20 protein-coding genes and 1 tRNA gene are annotated in these 23,524 nt (G+C 63.3%); 11 read left to right on the top strand and 10 right to left on the bottom strand.

Annotated features, from left to right (window positions below):
- Positions 1–3: 3 nt before the first annotated feature.
- The 4 genes from LG047_RS18390 to LG047_RS18375 all read right to left on the bottom strand — a co-directional run bounded on the left by LG047_RS18390 (position 4) and on the right by LG047_RS18375 (position 1,370).
- Positions 4–303: a hypothetical protein gene (locus LG047_RS18390; protein ID WP_227968121.1), complete on the bottom strand. Its 300-nt coding sequence runs from the start codon at positions 301–303 to the stop codon at positions 4–6.
- 100 nt (positions 304–403) lie between these two features.
- Positions 404–607, bottom strand: coding sequence for a hypothetical protein (locus LG047_RS18385; RefSeq protein WP_036286771.1), 204 nt, complete (start codon positions 605–607; stop codon positions 404–406).
- 119 nt (positions 608–726) lie between these two features.
- Positions 727–800 (bottom strand) — tRNA-Cys (locus LG047_RS18380).
- Between the two features lie 81 nt (positions 801–881).
- Positions 882–1,370 carry a cupin domain-containing protein gene (locus LG047_RS18375; RefSeq protein ID WP_227968120.1) on the bottom strand — a complete coding sequence of 163 codons (489 nt, stop codon included), beginning with the start codon at positions 1,368–1,370 and terminating at the stop codon, positions 882–884.
- A 111-nt stretch (positions 1,371–1,481) separates the two neighbouring features.
- Here LG047_RS18375 and topA point away from each other — a divergent pair, with 111 nt between their 5' ends.
- Positions 1,482–4,367 carry a type I DNA topoisomerase gene (gene topA, locus LG047_RS18370; protein ID WP_227968119.1) on the top strand — a complete coding sequence of 962 codons (2,886 nt, stop codon included), beginning with the start codon at positions 1,482–1,484 and terminating at the stop codon, positions 4,365–4,367.
- A 66-nt stretch (positions 4,368–4,433) separates the two neighbouring features.
- Here topA and LG047_RS18365 read toward each other — a convergent pair whose 3' ends face one another.
- Positions 4,434–6,077: a VWA domain-containing protein gene (locus LG047_RS18365; protein ID WP_227968118.1), complete on the bottom strand. Its 1,644-nt coding sequence runs from the start codon at positions 6,075–6,077 to the stop codon at positions 4,434–4,436.
- A gap of 349 nt (positions 6,078–6,426) precedes the next feature.
- Between LG047_RS18365 and rnr the strand changes: the two genes are divergently transcribed.
- The 5 genes from rnr to LG047_RS18340 all read left to right on the top strand — a co-directional run bounded on the left by rnr (position 6,427) and on the right by LG047_RS18340 (position 12,035).
- Positions 6,427–8,721, top strand: coding sequence for a ribonuclease R (gene rnr / locus LG047_RS18360; protein WP_227968117.1), 2,295 nt, complete (start codon positions 6,427–6,429; stop codon positions 8,719–8,721).
- A gap of 601 nt (positions 8,722–9,322) precedes the next feature.
- A complete protein-coding gene (rpmG, locus tag LG047_RS18355; RefSeq protein WP_036286758.1) occupies positions 9,323–9,490 on the top strand; it encodes a 50S ribosomal protein L33 in 168 nt (55 codons plus the stop codon).
- Positions 9,491–10,019: 529 nt separating this feature from the next.
- Entirely contained in the window at positions 10,020–10,424 is a 405-nt protein-coding gene (locus LG047_RS18350) for a hypothetical protein (protein ID WP_036280761.1), read from the top strand.
- A gap of 4 nt (positions 10,425–10,428) precedes the next feature.
- Positions 10,429–11,175: a 3-deoxy-manno-octulosonate cytidylyltransferase gene (locus LG047_RS18345; RefSeq protein WP_227968116.1), complete on the top strand. Its 747-nt coding sequence runs from the start codon at positions 10,429–10,431 to the stop codon at positions 11,173–11,175.
- Positions 11,172–12,035: a prephenate dehydratase gene (locus LG047_RS18340; RefSeq protein WP_227968115.1), complete on the top strand. Its 864-nt coding sequence runs from the start codon at positions 11,172–11,174 to the stop codon at positions 12,033–12,035. Before LG047_RS18345 ends, LG047_RS18340 begins: the two co-directional genes overlap by 4 nt.
- 31 nt (positions 12,036–12,066) lie before the next feature.
- Here LG047_RS18340 and LG047_RS18335 read toward each other — a convergent pair whose 3' ends face one another.
- Positions 12,067–12,399: a hypothetical protein gene (locus LG047_RS18335; RefSeq protein WP_227968114.1), complete on the bottom strand. Its 333-nt coding sequence runs from the start codon at positions 12,397–12,399 to the stop codon at positions 12,067–12,069.
- A gap of 160 nt (positions 12,400–12,559) precedes the next feature.
- On the opposite strand from LG047_RS18335, the gene LG047_RS18330 reads away from it, so the two are divergent.
- Positions 12,560–12,994, top strand: a complete 435-nt coding sequence (locus LG047_RS18330) for an HIT family protein (protein WP_227968113.1) — start codon at positions 12,560–12,562, stop codon at positions 12,992–12,994.
- 34 nt (positions 12,995–13,028) lie between these two features.
- On the opposite strand, the gene LG047_RS18325 is transcribed toward LG047_RS18330, so the two are convergent.
- Together LG047_RS18325 and LG047_RS18320 are read right to left on the bottom strand one after the other, a co-directional pair.
- A complete protein-coding gene (locus LG047_RS18325; RefSeq protein WP_036280748.1) occupies positions 13,029–14,519 on the bottom strand; it encodes a DEAD/DEAH box helicase in 1,491 nt (496 codons plus the stop codon).
- Positions 14,520–14,800: 281 nt separating this feature from the next.
- Positions 14,801–15,139 (bottom strand): hypothetical protein, encoded by a 339-nt coding sequence (locus LG047_RS18320; protein WP_227968112.1) that lies wholly within the window; start codon positions 15,137–15,139, stop codon positions 14,801–14,803.
- Positions 15,140–15,405: 266 nt separating this feature from the next.
- On the opposite strand from LG047_RS18320, the gene clpS reads away from it, so the two are divergent.
- Positions 15,406–15,792, top strand: a complete 387-nt coding sequence (gene clpS / locus LG047_RS18315) for an ATP-dependent Clp protease adapter ClpS (protein WP_370635076.1) — start codon at positions 15,406–15,408, stop codon at positions 15,790–15,792.
- Positions 15,793–15,805: 13 nt separating this feature from the next.
- Positions 15,806–18,247, top strand: coding sequence for an ATP-dependent Clp protease ATP-binding subunit ClpA (clpA, locus tag LG047_RS18310; RefSeq protein WP_036280742.1), 2,442 nt, complete (start codon positions 15,806–15,808; stop codon positions 18,245–18,247).
- A gap of 117 nt (positions 18,248–18,364) precedes the next feature.
- Here the strand turns inward: clpA and LG047_RS18305 are convergent, their stop codons facing one another.
- Entirely contained in the window at positions 18,365–19,282 is a 918-nt protein-coding gene (locus LG047_RS18305; RefSeq protein WP_227968111.1) for an outer membrane protein, read from the bottom strand.
- 430 nt (positions 19,283–19,712) lie between these two features.
- Between LG047_RS18305 and LG047_RS18300 the strand changes: the two genes are divergently transcribed.
- Positions 19,713–20,876, top strand: a complete 1,164-nt coding sequence (locus tag LG047_RS18300) for a glycosyltransferase family 4 protein (protein WP_227968110.1) — start codon at positions 19,713–19,715, stop codon at positions 20,874–20,876.
- Between the two features lie 95 nt (positions 20,877–20,971).
- Complete coding sequence (locus LG047_RS18295; RefSeq protein WP_227968109.1) at positions 20,972–22,168, top strand: acyltransferase; 1,197 nt, start codon at positions 20,972–20,974, stop codon at positions 22,166–22,168.
- An 84-nt stretch (positions 22,169–22,252) separates the two neighbouring features.
- On the opposite strand, the gene LG047_RS18290 is transcribed toward LG047_RS18295, so the two are convergent.
- Positions 22,253–23,521 (bottom strand): hypothetical protein, encoded by a 1,269-nt coding sequence (locus LG047_RS18290; RefSeq protein WP_227968108.1) that lies wholly within the window; start codon positions 23,519–23,521, stop codon positions 22,253–22,255.
- Positions 23,522–23,524 lie beyond the last annotated feature (3 nt).

The raw sequence follows: 23,524 nt of genomic DNA, 5'->3' as shown, positions 1-23,524 counted from the left end.
TGGTCACGCCGTGTCTTCGACCTCGCGCGGCGCCGTCTCGAGCAATTCGGTCAGTGATCGAGGAATATCGAGATAACGGAAACGCTTCAGCTCGAAGCCGATTCCCACGACGCCCCAGGGGGGCGAGTAGGTCTGCCAGGGGGGAATCTCGACGAGCAGCACGACATGGCCGCCGTCTATGCCGCGGGCGATGCGATCCACCGTGTAGACCGCCCCGCGCCGCAGGCCGCCGTCGCCGTAAGGTCCGGCGCTGGCGTCCACACAGACGACCTCGGCGCCGGGAGGCGTATCGGGGCTGATCATCTTTCTTCCTCGTCGCAGGCGGCGCGCGATGGCGCCCCTTACGACTTATGGTGGGCGCGCAAGCGCCGGAAGCAAGATGCGGTTTTCGCCGCGAAGCCGATCACCAGAATTTCAGGAAGCCGAACAGGCCCTTCCTGAGGAACTTGCGGTCGAGGGCGGCGAGCTCCTCGTAAACCTTGCGGGCCCTGGCGCGCATTTCGAGGAGCTCTTCGTCGGAGACGTCGAAATTGATGGCGGCGAGACGCAGCTCGCGGCGGGCTTCGTCCAACCGGGCCTGTGCGTCGGCAATGAGAGCGTGCAGCATTTTTCCCTCTCGATGGGCTAGGAATAGGTTCTTGATTGCGGCGACGGGCGCCAACTCAACATTTTAGCGGGGGTCCGCCGGGAGATTTCTCGTTCCGGACCGTGATGCGTCGCAGCGTCTGGAGGCCTCGGAGGGAATCGAACCCCCGTACAAGGATTTGCAGTCCTCTGCGTAGCCACTCCGCCACGAGGCCATCCGTGCGAAAGGCGCGACGCGCTTCGCCTGAGCCCGCTCTTACAGGAGGCCGCTGGCGCCGGCAAGTATGTGCGTTGCACTATTCATAGGGACGACCATCCCTGTGGGTAAAAATCCAGCGGCCGTCTTCGCCCATCGCAGCCTTCAGGTCGTCATTCGGATAGCTCGCCTCGTCGCCGGCGGCGCGGTCGCCGATTTCGAGATAAACCACGGTCGCGTCGGTGCGGTTCACGAGGCAATGAGCGGCGCCCCGCGCCGGAAAGCCCGCGCACATGCCCGCCTGCAGCGCGATCTCCCCGTCCTCCAAGACGAGCGTCGGCGCGCCCTCGAGGATGTAAACGAACTCATCCTGCCGGCTGTGGCGGTGCAGCAGCGCTGATTGTCCGCCGGGAGCGATCGTGGTGAGGTTCACGCCGAAATTGGTTAGGCCGAAGAAATCGCCGAGCGCGCGCTTCTCGCGTCGGTCCATCAGCGCGGCGAAGGGTTCCGGATATACGGAACGCCGGCTCCGCGGCGCGATTTCTCGGGCCATGGCCACGGTTGGCCGGTCCCCGGTTTCGCTGGTCATCGGATGCGCTCCCTCCCCCTCCCCCGCCTTCATATTTGACAGGCGCGGCCCATTTTGACCATGTTCCCGCCCCGGCGCTCCAGGGCGGGACCGCCAGATCGGGACAATCGAATGAATGTCGTTATCGTTGAGTCGGCGGCCAAAGCGCAAACCATCAACAAGTATTTGGGCCGCGATTTCAATGTGATCGCCTGCTACGGCCATGTTCGCGACCTGCCTCCCAAGGACGGATCGGTCGATCCCGACGCCGATTTCGCGATGATTTGGGAAATGGACGCCAAGGGCGCCAAGCGCGTCTCGGCGATCGCCGACGCAGTGAAGGGCGCCGACAAGGTCATTCTGGCGACCGACCCGGATCGCGAGGGCGAGGCCATCTCGTGGCATCTGCTCGACATCCTCAACAAGAAGCGCGTCCTGAAGGACAAGAAGATCGAGCGCGTCGTCTTCAACGCCGTCACCAAGGACGCGATCAAGGAGGCGATGGCTCATCCGCGAGAGATCGACCAGGCGCTGGTCGACGCCTATCTCGCCCGCCGCGCGCTCGATTATCTCGTGGGCTTCACCCTGTCGCCGGTGCTTTGGCGAAAGCTCCCCGGCGCGCGTTCGGCCGGCCGCGTGCAGTCGGTGGCGCTGCGCCTCGTCTGCGACCGCGAGCTGGAAATCGAGAAATTCGTCCCGCGCGAATACTGGTCGCTCGTCGCGCATCTGAAGACCAAGGCGGGCGAACCCTTCACCGCGCGCCTCGTCGGCGCGGACGGCAAGAAAATCTCGCGCCTCGACATCGGCGCCGGCCAGGAGGCCGAGGATTTCAAGAAGTCGCTCGACGCCGCGACCTTCACGGTGCGCTCGGTGGAAGCCAAGCCGGTGAAGCGCCATCCCTACGCGCCCTTCACCACTTCGACGCTGCAACAGGAGGCGTCCCGCAAGCTCGGCTTCGCGCCGGCCATCACCATGCGGATCGCGCAGCGGCTTTACGAGGGCGTCGACATCGGCGGCGAAACGGCGGGCCTCATTACTTATATGCGAACCGACGGCGTCGACATGGCGCCCGAGGCTGTCGCCAGCGTCCGCCGTGTGATCGCCAAGGAATATGGCGACCGCTTCGTGCCGGGCGCGCCGCGCAAATACACGGCGAAAGCGAAAAACGCGCAGGAAGCGCATGAGGCGATCCGCCCGACGGACGCCGCCCGCCTGCCGAAGCAGATCGCGAGATATCTCGAGCCGGATCAGGCCAGGCTCTACGAGCTGATCTGGACCCGCACCATCGCGAGCCAGATGGAGTCCGCCGAGCTGGAGCGCACCACCGTCGACATCGACGCCAGGGCGGGCGCCAGAATGCTGGAGCTGCGCGCCACGGGTCAGGTCGTGCGCTTTCCCGGCTTCCTCGAACTTTATCAGGAAGGCCGCGACGACGATCAGGACGAGGATAGCGGCCGCCTGCCCGCGATGGCGCAGGGCGAGCCCTGCGCGCGCGAAAAGATCGACGCCACCCAGCATTTCACCGAGCCGCCGCCGCGCTTCACCGAGGCGACGCTGGTGAAACGCATGGAGGAGCTTGGCATCGGCCGGCCTTCGACCTACGCCTCGACGCTGGCGACGCTACGCGACCGCGATTATGTGCGGCTCGACAAGAAGCGCCTCGTGCCGGAGGACAAGGGCCGCCTCGTCGTCGCCTTCCTTGAAAGCTTCTTTTCGCGCTATGTAGAGTTCGACTTCACGGCCTCGCTCGAAGAGAAGCTCGACCTCGTCTCGAACAACGAGGTCGACTGGAAGCAGGTCCTGCGCGACTTCTGGCAGGATTTTTCCGCGGCGGTGAACGAGACGAAGGATCTGCGTACGACGCAGGTGCTCGACAGTCTGAACGAGCTTCTGGGGCCGCATATCTTTCCGGCGAAGGAAGACGGCTCCGATCCCCGCCTCTGCCCCGCCTGCAACAGCGGCCAGCTTTCTCTGAAGGTCGGCAAGTTCGGCGCCTTCATCGGCTGCTCGAACTATCCCGAATGCCGCTACACGCGCACTTTGTCGCCACCCACGGGCGACGCGGCGGAAAGCGCGCGTCCGGGCGTAAAGGTTCTGGGCGTCAATCCGGAGACCGGCGCCGAAGTAACGCTGCGCGACGGCCGTTTCGGCGCCTATGTGCAGGAGGGCGAGCAGGAGGAAGGGGCCGAAAAGCCCAAGCGCGCCTCCGTGCCCAAGACCATCAAGCCGGACGACCTCACGCTTCAGCAGGCGATCGGCCTGCTCTCGCTGCCCCGCGAGGTCGCCAGACATCCGACCACTGGCGAGCCAATTGTCGTCAATATCGGCCGTTTCGGGCCATACGTTCAGCACGGCAAGACATACGCCAATGTCGGACGTGACGACGACGTGCTGACGATCGGCGCCAATCGCGCGATCGACCTCATCGTGCAGAAGGAATCGGGCGCCGGCGGCTCCCGCTTTGGACGCGCCTCCGAACCCGGCCGGACTCTCGGCGACCATCCCGAGGGCGGCGGCGTGACGGTGAAGTCCGGGCGTTTCGGGCCTTACGTCAACTGGAAGAAAGTCAACGCGACCATCCCCAAGGACATCGACCCCGCGACGCTGACGCTCGAACAGGCGCTGGAAATGATCTCCGCGAAGGCGGCGGGCGGCGGCGCTACGGGCGGGCGGGCGCTCGGCGAGCATCCGGACGGCGGAACCATCACCGTGCGCGCGGGCCGCTTCGGCCCTTACGTCAATCTCGGCAAGATCAACGCGACCCTGCCCAAGAGCATGTCGGCGGAAGATGTGACGCTCGATGAGGCCATCAAGCTGATCGACGCCAAGGGCGGTCCGCCGAAGAAGAAGGCGCCCGCGAAGAAAGCGCCGGCCAAGGCGAAGAAGGTGATCGAGGACAGCGACGAGACGCCCTTCGCGGACGCGAAGCCGGTCAGGAAAGCCGCGCCCGCCAAAAAGGCGCCCGCGAAGAAAGCGGCGACGAAAAAGACGCCCACGAAAAAAGCCGCCTCGAAATAGGCGGCTTTCCCCTCGCGCGCCGCGCCCCGGCAATCGGCCGGGGCGAAGCGCCGTCGTTCCCATGCCTCAGAGGGACAAGCGCAGCTTTCCGAGGCCGATGCCGATCTGCGAGAAGGCCGCGTTGAGCTGCGAGGCGTCCTCCGCCTTGAAATAGTGGTCCTCGTTCGTCGCGCATTCCTTCATCAGCGCCAGACCTTGCGCGTCGATCGGATCGCCGGACACCGAAAAGCCGATCGTGAAGACCTCGATCCCCGCAGTCTTGGCGTTCGTGCAGGCCTGCCGGGTCAATTCGTCCTGCATCGCGCGCGAGATCGTCTGGTAGCTCGAACTATTGTTCGCCGCGGCGACGAGCAGGCTGCGATAGTTCACGCCATTGCCCTGCGAACCGTCGGGGAAACGCTCGTTCTCCGCGCCGTTGTAGCTGTAATAGCCCAGCGTGTCGTAGGTCGAGCCGGTGGCGGTGTTCACGCGGGAGTTCCAGCTGTTGAAGCCGTCCGTCATGAACACCATGATCTTGCGGTTCTTCGGCGCCTGATAGGCGCGGCCGCCAGAGAACGGCGCGTTCGGCGAGAGCGTTCGCCAGCCCCACATGAAGCCTTCATGCAGATTGGTCGCGCCATTGGCGACGAGTTGATTGATCTTGTTTTGGACGTCGGACTTCTTTTGCGTGAGCTGCAGGATTCGCTGCGTGCCGGGATCGGGACAGAAGCTGCTCGATCCCTTGAAATCCGATGGGCCGAAACTGCCCCCGAGCGAACCCGTCGCATTGTATTTGCAGGCGCGGCTCAACCGCGCCCACGCGCCCGACGCGCTGCTGGAACAGGCAGAAGGATTGTCACCGAAATAATTGTTCCAGTAGGGATTGCCGCCCCAGCCCGAATTGTCCGGCTCGTCCGGCGCCAGGAAGGGCACGAACAGCGTTTCCGCGTCGCTCGGATTGGGCGTCGTATCATTGACGTTCAGCGGATAGACCTGCGGCTCGAAGCAGCCGCGCCAATCCAGCGCCGAATTCCTCGCCTTGAGCTTGTCGAAAATGTCGAAGCGGCTTGTGAAGCCTGCGGCGTTGGCCGCCGTTTTTCCGCCGAACGCGATCCAGTGCTGGCTGTTGGCGCCATTCTTGTCGACCCAGGCCGCGTTACGGCTGGACGGCTCGGAAGGATCGACCGCCGCGACGCCCGACGAGAACGGCACGACGGAGAATTTTACATTGTTCGACTTAGAGAACATCGTGTCGACGAAGCTGTTCGCCGCGGACTTCAGGATACTGATCTTGGACTGGCCGTCGCTCGAGGAATTCATGGACCCCGAATTGTCCAGCACCAGGGCGATTTCATAGGTCGTTCCCGGATCGACCCCGCCCGCGAGATTGGCGCAGGATTTCACTGTCGGCGTCAGCGTGGCGAGTTGCGCCATCTGCATGAAGGAGTTCTGGATGGTGACCTTCGCAGTGGCGCAGACCGTCCGCTTGTCTTCCGAAACCGTCGCTCCGGTGACAATGGCGGTCGTCATCCGGGGTTGGGCGTTGAGCACGACCTGGGCCTGGTCCTTGGCCTGCGCGTTGGTCGTCGATTCCGTCATCTTCGAGGCGACCGTGAGCACCGCGGAGTCCGCCGCCTGCTGCAGCGCTGCGCGGGTTGTCGTGAAGCGGGTGTAATCCGCCGTCGCGCCAAGCATGAGCATGACGGGCATCAGGCTAAGCCCGAAAATCATGATTGCATTGCCGCCTTCATCCGAAACAAATTCGGCGCTGCGGAGTTTCCGACGCATCTTGCCACCCATAACGACCTACGGCGCGAACGCCGCCTCCTCGAAATCCCGAATGCCCGCTGCTCCGGTGCGAGCGATATCGATTGACAACAAGCTTTACGGACCACTCGTTGACCGATCCTGCCTTGAACTCGTCTGTAAACAATGAACGACTGTAAACCTTAGCAATAAGTTGACATATCTCTGGCTTGCGGGGCCGCGGCGGAAACAGCCGTTGGTTTTGAAAGGGCGCACACAATATAAGGAGCCGGTCCGCCACAGCGTTTGCGGCGGCGCCCATCTGAGCAAAGTCTTGACGATAAAGAAAATTCAGCCGGAAATTCCCTCCCGCGACGACATCCTCGCTTTTCTCGCCCGAGAACGGGTAGCGGGCGTATCCGGCAAAATCGGGGTGCGCGAAATAGCCCGCGCCTTCGGCCTCAAGGGTGAAAACAGGGTCGCGCTCAAGCGCCGTCTCTCCGAACTCGCTGACGAAGGCGTGCTCGAGAAGCGCGGCCGCCGCGTGAACCGCAAGGGCGCGCTGCCGCCGGTCGCACTCGTCGATATTCTCGAACGCGACCGGGATGGCGAGCTGATCGCCGTTCCCGTCGAATGGAACGAAGACGAGCTGGGGCCGCCGCCGCGCATCCTCATTCGCTCGGGTCGCGGCGCCAAATTCGGCAAGAAGCTTTCAGGCGAACCCGTGGCCGGCGTCGGCGACCGGGCGCTGGTGCGCGCCGAGCCGGACCGCGACGCCGAGCCCGGCGAGCCGCCCTATGTCGGCCGCGTCGTAAAACTTCTGTCGCGGGCGCGCCATCGCGTGCTCGGCGTGCTGCGGATCGAGCCCAATGGCGCCGGCCGCATCGTGCCGATCGACAAGAAGCAGGCCGGCCGCGAACTGATAGTCGCAGCGGCCGACATCGGCGACGGCAAGGACGGTGACCTCGTCAATGTCGATCTCGTCGGCAAGACACGCTTCGGCGCCCCCCGCGCCCGCGTGCGCGAAACGCTGGGGTCCGTGACCGGCGAGAAGGCCGTGAGCCTCATCGCCCTGCGCGCCCACGACATCCCCGACGTTTTCCGCGCCGAGGCAATCGAGGAATCCGAGCGGGCCAAACCCGCGACGCTCCACGGCCGCGAGGACTGGCGCGACCTGCCGCTCGTAACCATCGACCCGCCCGACGCCAAGGATCACGACGACGCCGTCCATGCGGCCCCCGACCCGTCGCCCGACAATGAGGGCGGCTTCGTCCTCACCGTCGCCATCGCCGACGTCGCGCATTATGTGAAACCTCGCTCGCCGCTCGACCGCGACGCACTGGACCGTGGCAACTCGGTCTACTTCCCCGACCGCGTCGTGCCCATGCTGCCCGAGCGAATCTCCAACGACCTCTGCTCGCTGCGCGCGAACGAGGACCGCCCCGCCCTCGCCGTGCGCATGCGCGTCACGAGCAAGGGCCGGAAGATCGGCCACAGCTTCCATCGCGTGATGATGCGCTCGCACGCCAAACTTGCCTATCAGCAGGCGCAGGATGCGATCGACGGCCGGCCGGACGAGACCACGAAGGCGCTGCTGGAGAATGTTCTGCGTCCGCTCTATGCGGCGCATGAGGCGCTGCAGCACGCGCGCAATCTGCGGGCGCCGCTGGACCTCGACCTTCCCGAGCGCAAGATCCTGCTCAAGAAAGACGGCTCATTCGACCGCGTGGTGCTTCCGCCCCGGCTCGAGGCGCATCGGCTGATCGAGGAATTCATGATCCTCGCCAATGTCGCGGCGGCCGAGACGCTGGAGGAGAACCGCCAGCAGCTCATCTATCGCGCGCATGACGAGCCCTCGAAGGAAAAGGTCACCGCCCTTTCCGAGTTCCTCGGCACGATCGGCGTCAAGCTCGCCAAGGGACAGGTGCTGAAGCCCGCGCATTTCAACGTGATCCTCGAACGCGTGAAGGGGCTGGAGCACGAAAACATCGTCAACGAGATCATCCTGCGCACGCAGGCCCAGGCGGAATATACGCACGAGAATTACGGGCATTTCGGCCTGAACCTGCGCCGCTATGCGCATTTCACCTCGCCGATCCGCCGCTACGCCGATCTCATCGTGCATCGGGCGCTGATTCGCGCGCTGAAACTCGGCGAAGGCGCCCTGCCCGAGATGGGCGCCGGCGAACTCGCTGAAATCGCCGCGCGAATCTCCGCCGCCGAGCGCCGCGCCATGGCGGCCGAGCGCGAGACCGTCGACCGGCTCATCGCCCACCACCTCGCCGACCAGATCGGAACCCGATTCGAGGCGCGAATTTCCGGCGTCACCAAGTCCGGGCTGTTCGTGCGGCTGACCGAGACGGGAGCGGATGGTTTCGTTCCTGCGGCGACGCTGGGGCGGGAATATTACTCCTATGACGAGGCCGCCCATGCGCTGACGTCACGCTCGGGCGTCAGCTATCGCCTTGCGGACATTATAGAAGTGCGCCTGCTGGAGGCCGCGCCGATCGCCGGGGCGCTGAGATTCGAGGTCGTGAGCGGCGGGGTGAAGCGGACAGACCGCCTCCCCCGGCGCGGCGACGATCGCGGCGCGCGCAAGCCTGCGAAGGGAAAGGCGCGCAGGCGCTAACTGCGGGCCGGAGCGTGCGGCCGCAACCGCGGGCTTTCGCGATTCGGAGTCAGGATGCGTTATGGACGAACCCGCTTCAGGCTCTCGCAATTCCGCAATCAGACGAAGTTCTTCGGAAAAGATTGTGCCTCTCGAACGCCTCCAATGGCTCCGACAGACGCCGTTTCGCCATGATTGCGCTCGAGACGCCGATTCCGGATTCGCGAGCGAAAAGGATAAGGGTTTGCCTCTTTCATCCTGACGCATTGCGCGCCAATCATCAGCTAGTATTATTTCTACGTAAATCAAAATTTATTTAAAAATGACCCTTCATATTTTGCCGTTTTATATGACTTTAATTGAGAAAGTAATTGTTTTTACATGAATAATAAATCTAATTATGAGATATATATCCAATTTTTGCAGAATAATGAAAACTTATGTTTATTAATGATTATATCTGCATTGCGCCGGCATCATTTTTTTCGGCGCCGCCGGCGCGCGAACTCCAAGTCTTGACATCACGCGCGCCGCACGTATGGTGCGCGCAATCTCGTCGCCCGCCGCTTCCCAACGCGGCGGGGGCGTTTTTCTATTCTTAAAACAGACTGGAAAGACAGCGATGGCCAAGTCCGCCATGATCAAGATCAAGCTCCTGTCCACGGCGGATACGGGCTATTTCTACGTCACCAAGAAGAACGCGCGCACCAAGACCGAGAAGCTCGTGTTCAAGAAATATGATCCCGTCGCGCGCAAGCACGTCGAGTTCAAGGAAACCAAGATCAAGTAAGATCGCGAATTCGCGACGCCGGCTCCGGCCGGCGGCGCCGCGCATTTGGATGCGCGCGAGCGGCGAGGCGCAGCGCCCCGCTCGCCATTTTCCCATACATTCAGGCGTAAACCGCTTTTTTGCCTTCGTCGTCAGGGACGAAGGCGGCCGACTGACGATGGCTTCAAGGAGGCCACTCCAACCACCGCCAGCCGGCCAACCCCACGGACCCAGGAGATGCGGCGGACCTGAGCACTCCGCAGGGTATTCGAAGTTGTGCCGATACGCATCGAACGCTTAAGTTCGTCCGGGGTCTTCTTGACCGGCCCCTGGACGTCGCCAGACACGCATCTCACTTGGCGGGCACAAAGTTACTCCCGCTGCACAAAATTGCAACTATCTGATATGAATTTTCACAGAAGCCGACTGCAACGGTAAATCGTCGCGACGAGAGGGCGTGTTTTCAGCTAGACACTGTGCGCGGGCAGCGCGCCTGCTGTGCAAAAAACAAAAACGAGTCACGTCGCCGGCGTATCTCTCGGAGGAAATAATGATCAGTCTCAATGCGCGTCTCTTCCTTGCGCTCGCGGGCGCCCTCGCACTCGCCGGCTGCGGCGATCACATGCCTGGCGACGCCACGGGCGCCAAAGTCCTGCGCAATATTCTCGAAAAGAACGGGGTGGACGCGAAGATCGTCTCCTTCAAGAAGGTCAACGCCCGCGAGGTGAAACGCGACAACGTCGACGCGCTGGAGCTGATGTACGAGGCGGAAGTCCAGTTCCCCGAGGGCTTCGAGGCAAAGTGCCGCGACGAGCGCGAGCGCGGCAAATGCGCCTTCCTCGGCATCGATGAAGACCGGACCTTCGCCAAGAGCGAAGTGCACACGAGCGAAGGCACGCTGCATTTCGTCAAGACCGAAAAAGGCTGGCTGGCCGAGGACAACAACGCCTACTGACGCAATGGCGCCGCGCGCGCCGCTCATCGTCATCCCTGCGCGGCTGGGCTCGACCCGGCTTCCCGGCAAGGCGCTCGCCGACATCGGCGGGCGGCCAATGATTGCGCGCGTATGGGAGCGCGCCTGCGCGGCGGGGCTCGCCCCCGTCGCGGTGGCGACCGATTCGGTCGAAATCGCCGAAGTCATCCGCGCCGCCGGCGGGACTGTCGCAATGACGAGCGGCGCCCACGCCTGCGGGAGCGATCGCATCGGCGAGGCGGTGGCGGCGCTCGATCCCGACCGGCGCCACGACGCCATCGTCAATCTGCAGGGCGACAATCCTTTCCTGCCCGACGGCGCCCTCGCGGCGGCGCTCGGCCTGCTCGACGACCCAGCGGCGGACATCGGCACGCTCGCGACCCAAGCTGCGCTGGAGGAGGCCGACGACCCCAGTGCGGTGAAACTCGTCGGAACGCAGATCGGCCCGAACCGGATGCGCGCGCTGTATTTCACCCGCGCCCGGGCGCCCCACGGTGACGGGCCGCTCTACAAGCACGTCGGCGTCTACGCCTTTCGTCGCGCGAGCTTCGAGCGCTACGTCGCGCTGCCGCCCTCGGCGCTGGAGCTTCGGGAGCGTCTGGAGCAACTTCGGGCGCTGGAGGCCGGTATGCGCATAGATGCGGCCGTGCTGGACAAAGCCGCCCCGTCGGTGGATACCGAGCGCGACCTTGCGGCGCTGCGCGCCGCGGCGCGCGAGCAGGAAAAGCAGTGACAAAATACATCGCCTATCAGGGGGAGCCCGGCGCGAACTCGGACATCGCCTGCCGTGACGCCTATCCGCATCTGACGCCCCTGCCCTGCGCCAGCTTCGAGGACGCCTTCGCCGCGGTTACGGAAGGGCGGGCCGTGCTGGCGATGATCCCGATCGAGAACTCGATTGCGGGCCGCGTGGCCGACATCCATCATTTCCTGCCGCATTCCGGCCTGCATATCGTCGGCGAATATTTCCTTCCGATCCATTTTCACCTGATGGCCCCGAAGCGCGCGACGCGCGAGGGTCTGAAAAGCGTCTACAGCCATGTGCATGCGCTGGGACAGTGCCGGCGCGTGATCCGCGATCTGGGGCTGGAAGCGCATACGGCGGGCGACACCGCCGGCGCGGCGCGCGAGGTTTCGGAATGGAAGGACATAACGAAGGCTGCGCTGGCGCCACGTCTCGCCGCCGACATCTACGGGCTCGACATTCTTGCCGAGAATGTCGAGGACGAGGCGCATAACACCACTCGTTTCGTCGTGCTCTCGAAGACCCGGCATTGGGCCGCGCCCAACGCCGGCCCGACGATGACGACTTTCATCTTCCGCGTGCGCAACGTCCCCGCCGCGCTCTACAAGGCGCTCGGCGGCTTTGCGACAAATGGCGTGAACATGACGAAACTCGAAAGCTACATGGTCGACGGCGAATTCGCCGCGACGCGCTTTCTCGCCGACGTCGACGGGCACCCCGAACAGCCGAACCTGGCGCGGGCGCTGGAGGAATTGCAGTTTTTCTCCAAGGAGGTCGAAATTCTCGGCGTCTATCCGGCGGCGGAATTCCGGGTGACGAATATTCGCGCCTTCGAGTTCGGGGACTAGCGGCCGCTCAAGCTGCTGTGCGCAGACTTGCCTATTCTGCCGGGGACTCCCCCTGCCCGGACAGGGCGGAGCGAAGGCGTTCCCCGAGCCGGTAAAATATCGCCGCGACTCCTGCGGTGGCGGCCATGCTGGCGACCAGGATAACGCTCGGTTCGACAATGTTGCGAAGCGGTTCCTGCAGCAGAGTCTTGTCTGAAAGAATGGAAAGGATGACGCCTGCAATAGGCGTCAGTTCCAGAAGCGCCAGGGCAGTGAGAACCGCGACCTTCCTTGTGCGTCGCAGCGCGCCCGTCAGGACGCCCACCAGGGCCGCGAAAACCCTTTTCATGACAATGAAAACGTAAACCATACCCGCGCCCGTCATGAGATGTTCGCCCCCGAAGCGCTCGCGTCCATATTGAATGGCGGTCGCTCCGCAGTCGGGCGAGATTGAAAAATCTTATTGGCCGAAAGACCAGTTCAATAGTTTAACGCTTCTGCTAAAACACGTCGCCGCAGCCGCCGCTCTTATCCGAGGTGTCAGAATGTCCGCCGCTTACGATCCCAACAATATTTTCGGCAAGATCCTGCGCGGCGAGATCCCCGCGCACAAGGTCTATGAGGATGACGTGGCGCTGGCCTTCATGGACATCATGCCGCGCGCGGAGGGCCATGTGCTGGTGATCCCCAAGGAGGGCGCACGCGGCCTGCTGGACGTTCGGCCAGAGACACTTGGCGAGCTGATCAAGCGCGTCCAGCATGTGGCGCAGGTCGTGAAGACGGCCCTCGGCGCCGAGGGGCTGACGCTGCATCAGTTCAATGAAAGCGCTGGTGGACAGGTGATCTACCACCTGCATTTCCACATCCTGCCGCGCTGGGAGGGCGTCGCCCTGCGTCCGCCGGGCAATATGGGCGACAATGACAGGCTCGCCGCCCAGGCCGAAAAGATCCGGGCGGCGATGACGCCTTTCGCGGGATAATCGGATCGCGAGCCTTCAGGCTCGCAGTCCTCTCTTATTCCTCGCCAACCTTCGCCGGACGCAGCGTCACCGGACGCAGCAGGAAGGAAGGAACATGGTCGCCGAGCCCGATCACGGGCGGGCCGTCATCCTCATGATAGCGGCGCGGGCGACGGTCGCGGCGGTCGCCGGATGACAGCGCCACGGGCTGAGCCGACGGGCGCGGCGCGCGGACCGGCCCATTGTCGGTATGCTGACGGACTGCCCGGGGCGTCCGGCCGATGCTGGGCGGCGCCTCGCGCTCCGTTGCCGGCGCCTGTCGGCGCGAACCCCTCTCGCCGCGTCCGCCGCGCTCCCGGCGACCACCCCGCTCGCCATGACGCTCGCCCGGCCGGCTCGTCTCCATGGGCGGCGGCAGAGCGTCGAAGCCCGGCCCTTCCCACTCGATCGCCTTGCCGATAAGGCTCTGAATCTGGTCAATATATTTGGTGTCGTCTTCGGTGACGATGGTCATCGCCACGCCCGAGCGGCCGGCCCGGCCTGTGCGGCCGATTCGGTGGACGTAGTCCTCGCTATGCGTCGGCACGTCGAAGTTGAAGACGTGGCTGACGTCCGGAATGTCGAGGCCGCGCGCGGCCACGTCCGAGCAGACGAGGATCGCAACATCGCCGTTCTTGAACGCGTCGAGCGACGCCATTCGGGCCAGCTGGTCCATGTCGCCATGCAAGGCGCCGGCGGGGAAGCCGTGCTTGACCAGCGAACGGTGCAGTATCGCCACGTCCCGCTTGCGGTTGCAGAAGACGATCGCGTTCTTGAGATTCTCGGCGCCGCGAATGAGGTTGCGCAGCGTCTCCCGCTTGTCGGCGTGGCCGCGGGAGGCGACCAGCGCCTGGCGAATCGTCGAGGCCGTGGTCGAGGCGCGAGCGACTTCGATCCGGATCGGATTATGCAGGAAGGCTTCGGTGAGGCGGGTGATTTCCGGCGGCATGGTCGCCGAGAAGAACAGCGTCTGACGGGTGAAGGGCACCAGCTTGCAGACGCGTTCGATGTCCGGGATGAAGCCCATGTCGAGCATACGGTCGGCCTCGTCGATGACGAGGATTTCGATGCCCGTCAGCAGGAGCTTGCCGCGATCGAAGAAGTCGAGCAAACGGCCCGGCGTCGCGATCAGCACGTCGGCGCCGCGCATGATCTTGGCTTCCTGATCGCCGAAAGAGACGCCGCCGATCAGCAGCGCGACGTTGAGTTTATGATTCGCGCCGTATTTGGCGAAGCTTTCCTCGACCTGCGCCGCGAGTTCGCGCGTCGGCTCGAGGATGAGGGTGCGGGGAACGCGGGCGCGGGCGCGGCCCTGTTCGAGCCGGCTGAGCATCGGCAGGGTGAAGGCGGCGGTCTTGCCGGTGCCCGTCTGGGCGATGCCGAGGATGTCCCGGCCCTGAAGCGCCGGCGGAATGGCTTGGGCCTGGATGGGCGTCGGGGTCGTGTAGCCTGAGGCCTGCACGGCCGCGAGAACCTTTTGTGAAAGGCCCAGTTCGTCGAATGTCATCAATTATCCTGGTTACGGCTTTCGGAAGCGGGAGGCCGCTGCGCGCCAGCCGTAAGAAAAGCGCGCGAGAGTATGAAGAGAGGTGGCGCCTCCGTCGCTGCGACGACGGGCTGGCTCGCCGACGGTCCGCCGCAAAGAAGCGCGGGCGATGGCCACGCCGCAATGCATGAAGAACAATTTGCAGATTGTCAATGAAATTACGACGACAGGGTCGACGGAACGTCGGCTCTGCGCATAAAAGACGCCGCTGGCGCCCCCCGGCGGCCGGCGAACTGGACGGGTCAGCGCTGTTTCTGATCTCCGCAAGGCTGAAGCGTAGCCTTCTGGGCGCCGGGAATCGTCGCGGTGGTCATGCCGTCGACGCCGATGCTGCGGAAGATCGTGACCTTCTGCGGCGGCTGGGAGCTCGGCGCCGCTGCGGCGAGTTCGAGCATCGACCGCTCATTATGGGTGAAAACCGTCGCCGGCGCATCGCTCTGATCCACCATGCGGGCGAGCATCTTGGCGGTCAGCACGCTGCACAGGAAGGCGGCCACGGACACCGCCGCGAGGCTCCAGACCGCCGCGCCGAGGGGCTTTCCGGCGCGGGGATTAATCGGATTATTGTCGAAATCGGCCATTGAGATCGCTCGTCGCGTTACGATCGCATGGAGTAACAATTCATGGTTAATTTCTGGTTCACGGCCGGGTTTTTGCTTACAGTGAAAATTATTGCCTCTTGCCAAGGCGAGCGCGAAGCAGAACACTGCCTACGTGCTCCAGGCGGGTCCCCGGAATCGCGGAGGCGCGCGGCAGGCCGGGTGAGGAATTTGCGCCATGCGACCCTAAAATTGTCTTTTGCAGCGACCTAAATGGAAAGGACCGAAAGGGAACGACGAAAGTGGCGGTGTTGATATCCATCAAACCCAGTCAGACGTTTGACGGCTCGGGGGCGGAGCCAATCCGCGCGGCGAGGGAGCCGCGCAAATCCGGCGACGGCGCCGGAACGGCCCTGATCACCCAGGCGCGCCAGCAAACTCGCCGCCCGAACATGTATCGGGTGCTGCTGCTCAACGACGACTACACGACGCAGGAGTTCGTGGTCATCGTGCTGCGCAAATACTTCAACAAGTCGGTCGAAGAAGCGACCCGCATCATGCTGCACGTCCACAATCACGGCGTCGGCGAATGCGGCGTCTACACTTATGAAGTCGCAGAAACAAAGGTCACCCAGGTGATGGATTTCGCGAGGAAGCACCAGCATCCCTTGCAATGCATCATGGAAAAGAAATAGGGGCTCGGAACGCATGCCGGCTTTCTCGCGGAACCTGAAGCAGACTCTCGATCGCGCTCTCGCCTCCGCGCGGGAGCGACACCACGAATATGCGACGCTCGAGCATCTGCTGCTCAGCCTCATCGAGGACGCCGACGCTTCGGCGGTGTTGCGCGCCTGCTCCGTCGATCTCGATCTTCTGGGCAAGAATCTTCGCGACTACATCGACCGCGAGCTCGACAACCTCGTCAATGAGGACGCCGACGAGTGCAAGCCGACCGCCGGCTTTCAGCGTGTCGTGCAGCGCGCCATCATCAGCGTTCAGTCGTCCGGCCGCGAGGATGTGAGCGGTGCCAATGTGCTGGTGGCCCTCTTCGCCGAGCGCGAGAGCCACGCCGTCTATTTCCTGCAAGAACAGGACATGACGCGCTACGACGCCGTGAACTACATCAGCCATGGCATCGCCAAGCGTCCCGGCCTTTCCGACGCGAGCCGGACCCCGCGCGGCGTCGAGGACGAAGGCGACCGCGCGGAGGGGCGCGAGGGGCGCGACGGCGAAAGCCGCAAGAAGGAGGGCGCGCTCGAGGCCTATTGCGTCAATCTGAACAAGAAAGCGCGCGACGGCCGCATCGACCCGCTCATCGGCCGCGAGCCCGAGGTGCTTCGCACGATCCAGGTGCTGTGCCGCCGCCACAAGAACAATCCCCTCCTCGTCGGCGATCCCGGCGTCGGCAAGACCGCCATCGCCGAGGGTCTTGCGCGAAAGATCGTGCAGGGCGAAGTGCCGGACGTGCTATCCGGCGCCACGGTATTCGCGCTCGACATGGGCGCCCTGCTCGCCGGCACGCGTTATCGCGGCGATTTCGAGGAGCGGCTGAAGCAGGTCGTGAAGGAGATCGAGAATCACAAGAATGCGATTCTCTTTATCGACGAGATTCATACCGTCATCGGGGCCGGCGCGACGTCCGGCGGCGCGATGGACGCCTCGAATCTGCTGAAACCCGCGCTGGCGCAGGGCGTCCTGCGCTGCATTGGCTCCACGACGTACAAGGAATACCGGCAATATTTCGAGAAGGATCGGGCGCTGGTGCGTCGCTTCCAGAAGATCGACGTCAACGAGCCGTCGATCCCGGACGCGATAGAGATCATCAAGGGCCTCAAACCCTATTTCGAAGAGTTCCACAAGATCCGCTACACCAATGACGCGCTGAAGGCGGCGGTGGAGCTGTCGGCCCGCTACATCCACGACCGCAAACTGCCGGACAAGGCGATCGACGTGATCGACGAAACCGGCGCGGCGCAGATGCTGCTCGCAGAAAACAAGCGCAAGAAGACGATCGGGCTGAAGGAGATCGAGGCGACCATCGCCACCATGGCGCGCGTCCCGCCCAAGACCGTCTCCAAGGACGACGCCGAAGTTCTCGCCCATCTCGACGAAACGCTGCGGCGCGTCGTCTACGGCCAGGACAAGGCGATCAGCGCCCTCACCTCCGCGATCAAGCTCGCCCGCGCGGGCCTGCGCGACCAGGAGAAGCCGATTGGCTGCTATCTCTTTTCCGGCCCCACAGGCGTCGGCAAGACGGAAGCCGCCCGCCAGCTCGCGACCTCGCTCGGCATCGAACTCGTTCGCTTCGATATGTCGGAATATATGGAGCGCCACACGGTGAGCCGTCTCATCGGCGCGCCTCCCGGCTATGTCGGCTTCGATCAGGGCGGCCTGCTGACCGATTCGATCGACCAGCATCCCCATTGCGTGCTGCTGCTCGACGAAATCGAGAAGGCGCATCCCGATCTCTACAACATCCTGCTGCAGGTGATGGATCACGGGAAGCTGACCGACCACAACGGCAAGACCATCGACTTCCGCAACGTCATTCTCATCATGACGACGAATGCGGGAGCGCAGGATCTCGCCCGCACGCCGATCGGCTTCACCCGCACGCGCGCTGACCTCGACGACAGCGAGGCGATCAACCGCCTCTTCGCGCCGGAGTTCCGCAACCGCCTCGACGCGATCGTGCCCTTCGGCCATCTGCCGGTGGACGTCATCAAGCGCGTCGTCGACAAATTCGTGATGCAGCTCGAGGCGCAACTCGCCGACCGCAACGTCACGATCGAACTGACCGACGAGGCGCGCAGCTGGCTCGTGGAGCATGGCTATGACGAGGCGATGGGCGCCCGCCCCATGTCGCGCGTCATCCACCAGCACATCAAGACGCCGCTCGCGGATGAAGTGCTGTTCGGACGCCTCAAGAACGGCGGCGCGGTTCGCGTCGTCGTGGTCGGCGACGACAAGGGCGAGAAGAAACTCGGCTTCGTTTTCCCCGAGGGTCCCGTGCTGCCGCGTCCCGAGCGCGACATCATCGAGGCGGGCAAGAAGCGCGCGAGCGCAGAGGACGCCGAGGCAAGCGCCAAGGAGCCGCCGGCGGATCCGGAGTCCGCCTCCGATACTCAGCCGGCGCCCGTTCGGGACTGACGGCGCGGCGCTCCATAACGAAAATGAAAAAGCCCGGTCTCAGAGGACCGGGCTTCTCTTTTGATTCGTCCACCGGTTACGAGGCCACGAAACCGGCGGGCGATCGAAGATCGCGGATCAATATTTCGCGATCACTGGAGCCACGCCCCAGTTGAAGTGATAGTTCAGGCCGGCGCGGACAATATTGCCGTTGAAGCGGGTCGAAGCGCCGGGGAAATGCGTCCAGTAGGGCGCCGCCGGGAAGGTCTGAACGATCGGCGCCATCGCATAGGTCACGCGGCCGAGATCATAGTAGAGATATTCGACCTTCGCGGACCAGTTCGGCATGAACATCCACTCGACGCCGCCGCCAGCCGTCCAGCCGACACGCGTGTCTGAGAAAGCCCCGTTCGAGAACCAGACGCCGTTGTTCGGGCCGGCGGCGGGCGTTTCCGCGCCAACGAGGCTCACATTCGACGTCACGCCGCCATAAGCAAGACCGCCCGTGCCGTAGACGAGCAGCGTCGGGGTGAACAGCCAGCCGAGGCGGCCGCGAACCGTGCCGATATAGTCGAGACGGCGCGACGCGGTCATCGTCGTCATCGTGGGGTTGGCCGGGAAGCCGGCGCCCGTCGCGATGGTCGTCACCGTGGAATTGCTGTTCGAACCGGCGACGCCCTGAATGTCAGCCTCGATGCCGGCGAGGAAGGATCCGCCGAACTGCCAGTTGTAGCCAATCTGGCCGCCGCCGATGAAGCCGCTCGTGTTCGTGGGAATGGCCGCATTGGCGCCCACCGCGGCCGAAATCGCGTGATTGAGGCCCAGCGGGCTGACCCCGCCGAAATTGATGAAGCCCGGAATCGTCGCAAGATTTGTGACGCTGCTGTTCGACCACATGCCGCCGGCGTTCAAGCCAACGTAGAAGCCCGTCCACATCGGCGGCGGGGGCGGAGGCGGCGGCAGAGGCGCCTTGTAGGACGGGAGGTCGGCGGCGAGAGCGGCGCCGGCGGAGACGACCAGAACCAGCGCCGATAGAGAAATGGCGGTTCTTTTCATATGTATTCACCTCTTGGAAAAGCCCAAAGTCTTGTGGTCCCCACGGCCGAGGGCCCGCAAAACTGTTTGTCAACGTCGCTCAAGAATTGCGCGTGTTCAATGTAAAAATTCTGAAAACGTGTTTTATAATATGTTTTTAGGCCAAGTGTTGCATAAATGACAACGACTTAAGCTTTGCATTTTGAGAATATTACACAAATCATAACGGATATATTGTGTGTTATACTTAAGCTTTAGCGACAGGCCAAATCGATGGCCCGATTCCAGTTCCTGAAAATCCGAGCCGTCGGAACAGTTTCGAGCTTCCGCGAAATCGCGTCGGCTTCATCAGACATTAACGGCGTCCTGCGAAGCTCACGCCGGATCAAGGTCTGACATTCCGCCATCGAAGCGACGCGCGCCCGGTGTCGAGAAGGAAAGGGAGTCCTCGGTGCTGCAAAATGCGCCCGGTTCAAATGGCCCCCTGCGCATCATGCATGTGCTCCGCGCGCCGGTCGGCGGGCTGTTCCGCCACGTGCTCGACCTTTCCTCCGAGCAGATCGCGCGCGGCCATCAGGTCGGCGTGATCGCGGACTCGCTGACGGGCGGCGAGATGGCGGAGCGGCAACTCGCCGCGCTGTCGCCGCGCCTCGACCTCGGGCTGATGCGGCTGCCGATCCATCGTCTGCCGCATCCTTCGGACGTCACCGCCCTGCTCGCGATCAACAGGCGCCTCAATAAGATGCGCCCGGACGTCGTGCATGGGCACGGCTCGAAAGGCGGCCTCTTCGCGCGCAGCAGCGGACTGATGTCCGGCCGCGCGAGCCCGATCCGCGTCTATACGCCCCATGGCGGCAGTCTGAATTATCGCAATGGCTCGCTGAGCCACAAGCTCTTCATGGCGACGGAGCGGCTGCTTTCTTATCGCACCGATGCGCTGCTCTTCGAGAGCGCTTTCATCGCCGGGCGCTTCGAGACCTTCGTCGGGCATCCGCACCATTTGGCGCGGATCATTCCGAACGGGATTTCCGAGGTGGAACTGGAACCCGTCGCGCCGCAGGCCGACGCCGCCGACCTGCTCTATGTCGGCGAATTCCGCTCCGCCAAGGGCCTCGACACGCTGATCGACGCGCTGGCTCTGCTTGCGGAGAAAAACATCAGGCCGAAGACGCTTCTCGTGGGAGATGGCCCCGAGCGCGCGGCGCTGGAGGCGCGCGCCCGGCGCGCGGGCGTCGCAAGTCTGATGAGCTTCAAATCGTCGATGCCGGCGCGCGCGGCCTTTGCGCTGGGCAAGGTAATGGTCGTGCCGAGCCGCTTCGAGTCCCTTCCTTATATCGTGCTGGAGGCCGCCGGCGCGCGCATACCGCTCGTAGCCACGAATGTCGGCGGCATGTCAGAGATTTTCGGCCCCTACAAGGATCGGCTGATTGCCGCGGACGACCCGGCAATTCTTGCCGACGCCCTGCGGCAAGCGCTTGATGAACCACCGCAGGAGCAGCGCGACAACGCCGGGAGGCTCGCCGAATTCGTCGCCGCGCGCTTCTCAATATCGACCATGGTCGACCAGATCCTGCAGGGTTATCGCGACGCAATCGCGGCGCGGGCCATCAAATAGAAATTCGGGCGCTGGAGCGACAGCGCCCATTAAACGCTTCTTTACGCCGAGCGCACATCCTTGCCCGTTATTGTCAAGCTCAAGGGAGGCGCGCCATGAATCTCGAGTCCGCTCTGGAAAAAAACGGCGGGAAGGGTCCGGGATTCCATTTCGTTCGCCACGCCCTCTCTGTGGTCATACTGTTGCATCATGCCTCGATCCTGACCGTCGGCGGCGAAATTGCGCCATTGGTCACGAAGGGCGACGCGGTCGCGACTCTCGACCGGCTATTCCAGGGCGGCGACAGCGCCTTCCTCCGGCAGTCGATCATCGAACTCCTCCGCCCGTTCCTGTTTTCGCTCGTCGGATCCTTTTTCGTACTCAGCGGCTTTCTCGTCGCCGGCAGCGCGTTCCGCACGCGCAATGTCCGCCAGTTTCTGACTTTCCGCATCTTGCGCATCGTGCCCGCGCTGAGTTCGGAGGTCATGCTGTCGGCCTTCGTTCTCGGGCCGCTCGTGACGAGCTATGCGCTGGGCGCCTATTTCGGCGATCCGTTGTTCCTGCGTTATTTCGGCAACATCTTCGGCTTCGTGTCCTACGAATTGCCGGGCGTCTTCAGGACCAATCCCGTCGCCGATCTCGTCAACGTCAATCTCTGGACGCTGCCGCCGGAATTCTACTGCTACGCCATCATGACGGCCATGATGCTGACAGGCGTCGTTTACAGGACGAAGGAGTTTCTTTGGCTCTTCCTCGCCGTCACCGCGTCGATCGTTCTGTCCGTCGCGCTCGGCTGGTTCGGACTCTCCACGCGCCAGGACACCACCCGCTTTTCGTCATGGCTGATCGTCTATCTCTTTGTCGTCGGCGTCGCCATGTGGGTCTATGCCCGGCACATTCCATTGAACCGCTGGACGTTCCTCATCTGCGGCGGCGTCTATTATGTACTGATGCTCGCAAAAGCCAATGACGCGCTTGCCGGTCTCGCGCTCGCCTATTGCATCATCTATGTCGGGATGACCCCTTTCCCGTTGTTCGACAGATTGCTGAAGGTCGACCTGTCCTACGGCATATATCTGTATGGCTATCCGATCACACAGGCGCTCGTGTTCTTCCTTCTGCCGCATATGGAATCGCTTGGCGCCTATCCAAGGAAGGCGATCATCATGAGCAGCGCGTTGCTGCTAACGTCGATCTTCGCATGGGCGTCCTGGACATGGATCGAAAAACCGGCCCTGAGCCTGAAGCGATTTGTCGGCGGCGCGCGCAGGAAGCCGGCGGAAATGGAAAATATCGCGACGCCGGCGGAATGAGGCGCGACGCTCGCGGCCTCCGCAACGAGACGCGCCTGTCCGGGCGCGTCTTTTCATCTGGAACCACAGCGGCGGACTTTCCCTTCACGCCCGCGCCGGCGGCGTGTCCTGCTCTTGCGCGGAAACTTTCTCCAGCCAGCGCAGTCGTGCGGCTTCCAGACCCCAGACGCCGCCCATCAGCAGATAGACGAAGCGCCAGTGGTCGATGTCGATCTGGAAGCCCTGCAGGAAAAACATCAATAACGCGATGAACACCACTTGCGCGTTGCGACGGAACGGCGACGGCGCGAAGCACAGGCGAAAGCCGACAAATGTGCTCACGCCGATGAGGAAAAGGAAGGCGAAGCCCCCAAGCCATCCGGCGTTGGCGAAGGCGCCGATATATGAATTGTGCGGATCAAGGCCGAAGAAGGATCTGAACCGCAACGGCCCCATGCCGAAAGGAAGCTCGAGCAGCATCGGCAGCGACCGCAACTGGTTGCCGAACCTGCCTGTCTCGCCCACATCATAATCCTGGCTCAACGACGCGCGCACGAGAAAGACGTCGCGTACCTGCTCGATTGAGAGCGCGACAAGCAAGGCCGCGACGGCTGCAGCTACCACGATCGCAAAGATGACGACGAGCCGACGCCGGGCCCCCGCCCCCTCGGCGATGTAATAAGTCATGGCGGACATCAGAACCGTCGCCGTCGCGGCGGCGCCCCATGAGCCGCGCGAGAACGAAAGAAAGACGCCCGAGAGCAGCAGAAGGATCGTCGCCAGCGACAGGGTGACGCCGATCACGCCCTTCGTTAGCCCAAGCAACATCCGCTGGAGGAGGAACAGATAGCCGGCGATCAGATACGAACCGAAGACGTTAGGATCCTTGAACGGACCCATCGCGCGCCCTTCCGGGCTGAAATAGACGGCCGTACCGCCAATATCCAGCCAGCCGATGACGCCAACCACCGCCGCGACGATGCAACTGATCAGATAGCCCCGCAAAAGTAGATCGGATCGCCTGAGTCCGTCCTCCCCGAACAGGACCGCGAAAAAAATGACGGTGATGGAGAGATAAAGCGATTGCGCCCAGTAGATAAAGGAATCATCCACGTGAAACCACGGTATGATTGAAATGAAAGACATCAGATTGCCGAGGACGACCAGCGCCGCCAGTGGAATGATGCTACTGTGAACCCGAAAGCCGCTTAGCAGCCAGACGCCGAAGAACGCCACAAGGACGAGGTCGTAAGGCGACGGCTCGATGAAGGTGAACGACCCGAGCGACACCAGCAGCAATAGCATCGCATTGACGATTGCGGCATAGTTGACGACCAGGCGCCCCCCCGCGGGCATCGGCTGTTCGAAGGTCATGAT

It is taken from the genome of Methylocystis sp. WRRC1 (assembly GCF_020733155.1).
Classification (GTDB): Bacteria; Pseudomonadota; Alphaproteobacteria; order Rhizobiales; family Beijerinckiaceae; genus Methylocystis.
Note: the sequence above shows the minus strand (reverse complement) of the source record. Positions and strands in the feature narration are given on the sequence as shown.

Bases quoted from the DNA above. Each gene is read 5' to 3' on its own strand.
- LG047_RS18385 (WP_036286771.1), bottom strand. From the start codon at position 607: ATGCTGCACGCTCTCATTGCCGACGCACAGGCCCGGTTGGACGAAGCC.
- rpmG (WP_036286758.1), top strand. From the start codon at position 9,323: ATGGCCAAGTCCGCCATGATCAAGATCAAGCTCCTGTCCACGGCGGAT.
- LG047_RS18320 (WP_227968112.1), bottom strand. From the start codon at position 15,139: ATGGCCGATTTCGACAATAATCCGATTAATCCCCGCGCCGGAAAGCCC.
- clpA (WP_036280742.1), top strand. From the start codon at position 15,806: ATGCCGGCTTTCTCGCGGAACCTGAAGCAGACTCTCGATCGCGCTCTC.
- LG047_RS18330 (WP_227968113.1), top strand. From the start codon at position 12,560: ATGTCCGCCGCTTACGATCCCAACAATATTTTCGGCAAGATCCTGCGC.
- LG047_RS18345 (WP_227968116.1), top strand. From the start codon at position 10,429: ATGGCGCCGCGCGCGCCGCTCATCGTCATCCCTGCGCGGCTGGGCTCG.
- LG047_RS18305 (WP_227968111.1), bottom strand. From the start codon at position 19,282: ATGAAAAGAACCGCCATTTCTCTATCGGCGCTGGTTCTGGTCGTCTCC.
- LG047_RS18350 (WP_036280761.1), top strand. From the start codon at position 10,020: ATGATCAGTCTCAATGCGCGTCTCTTCCTTGCGCTCGCGGGCGCCCTC.
- LG047_RS18335 (WP_227968114.1), bottom strand. From the start codon at position 12,399: ATGACGGGCGCGGGTATGGTTTACGTTTTCATTGTCATGAAAAGGGTT.
- LG047_RS18365 (WP_227968118.1), bottom strand. From the start codon at position 6,077: ATGATTTTCGGGCTTAGCCTGATGCCCGTCATGCTCATGCTTGGCGCG.
- LG047_RS18390 (WP_227968121.1), bottom strand. From the start codon at position 303: ATGATCAGCCCCGATACGCCTCCCGGCGCCGAGGTCGTCTGTGTGGAC.
- LG047_RS18375 (WP_227968120.1), bottom strand. From the start codon at position 1,370: ATGACCAGCGAAACCGGGGACCGGCCAACCGTGGCCATGGCCCGAGAA.
- topA (WP_227968119.1), top strand. From the start codon at position 1,482: ATGAATGTCGTTATCGTTGAGTCGGCGGCCAAAGCGCAAACCATCAAC.
- LG047_RS18290 (WP_227968108.1), bottom strand. From the start codon at position 23,521: ATGACCTTCGAACAGCCGATGCCCGCGGGGGGGCGCCTGGTCGTCAAC.
- LG047_RS18295 (WP_227968109.1), top strand. From the start codon at position 20,972: ATGAATCTCGAGTCCGCTCTGGAAAAAAACGGCGGGAAGGGTCCGGGA.
- LG047_RS18325 (WP_036280748.1), bottom strand. From the start codon at position 14,519: ATGACATTCGACGAACTGGGCCTTTCACAAAAGGTTCTCGCGGCCGTG.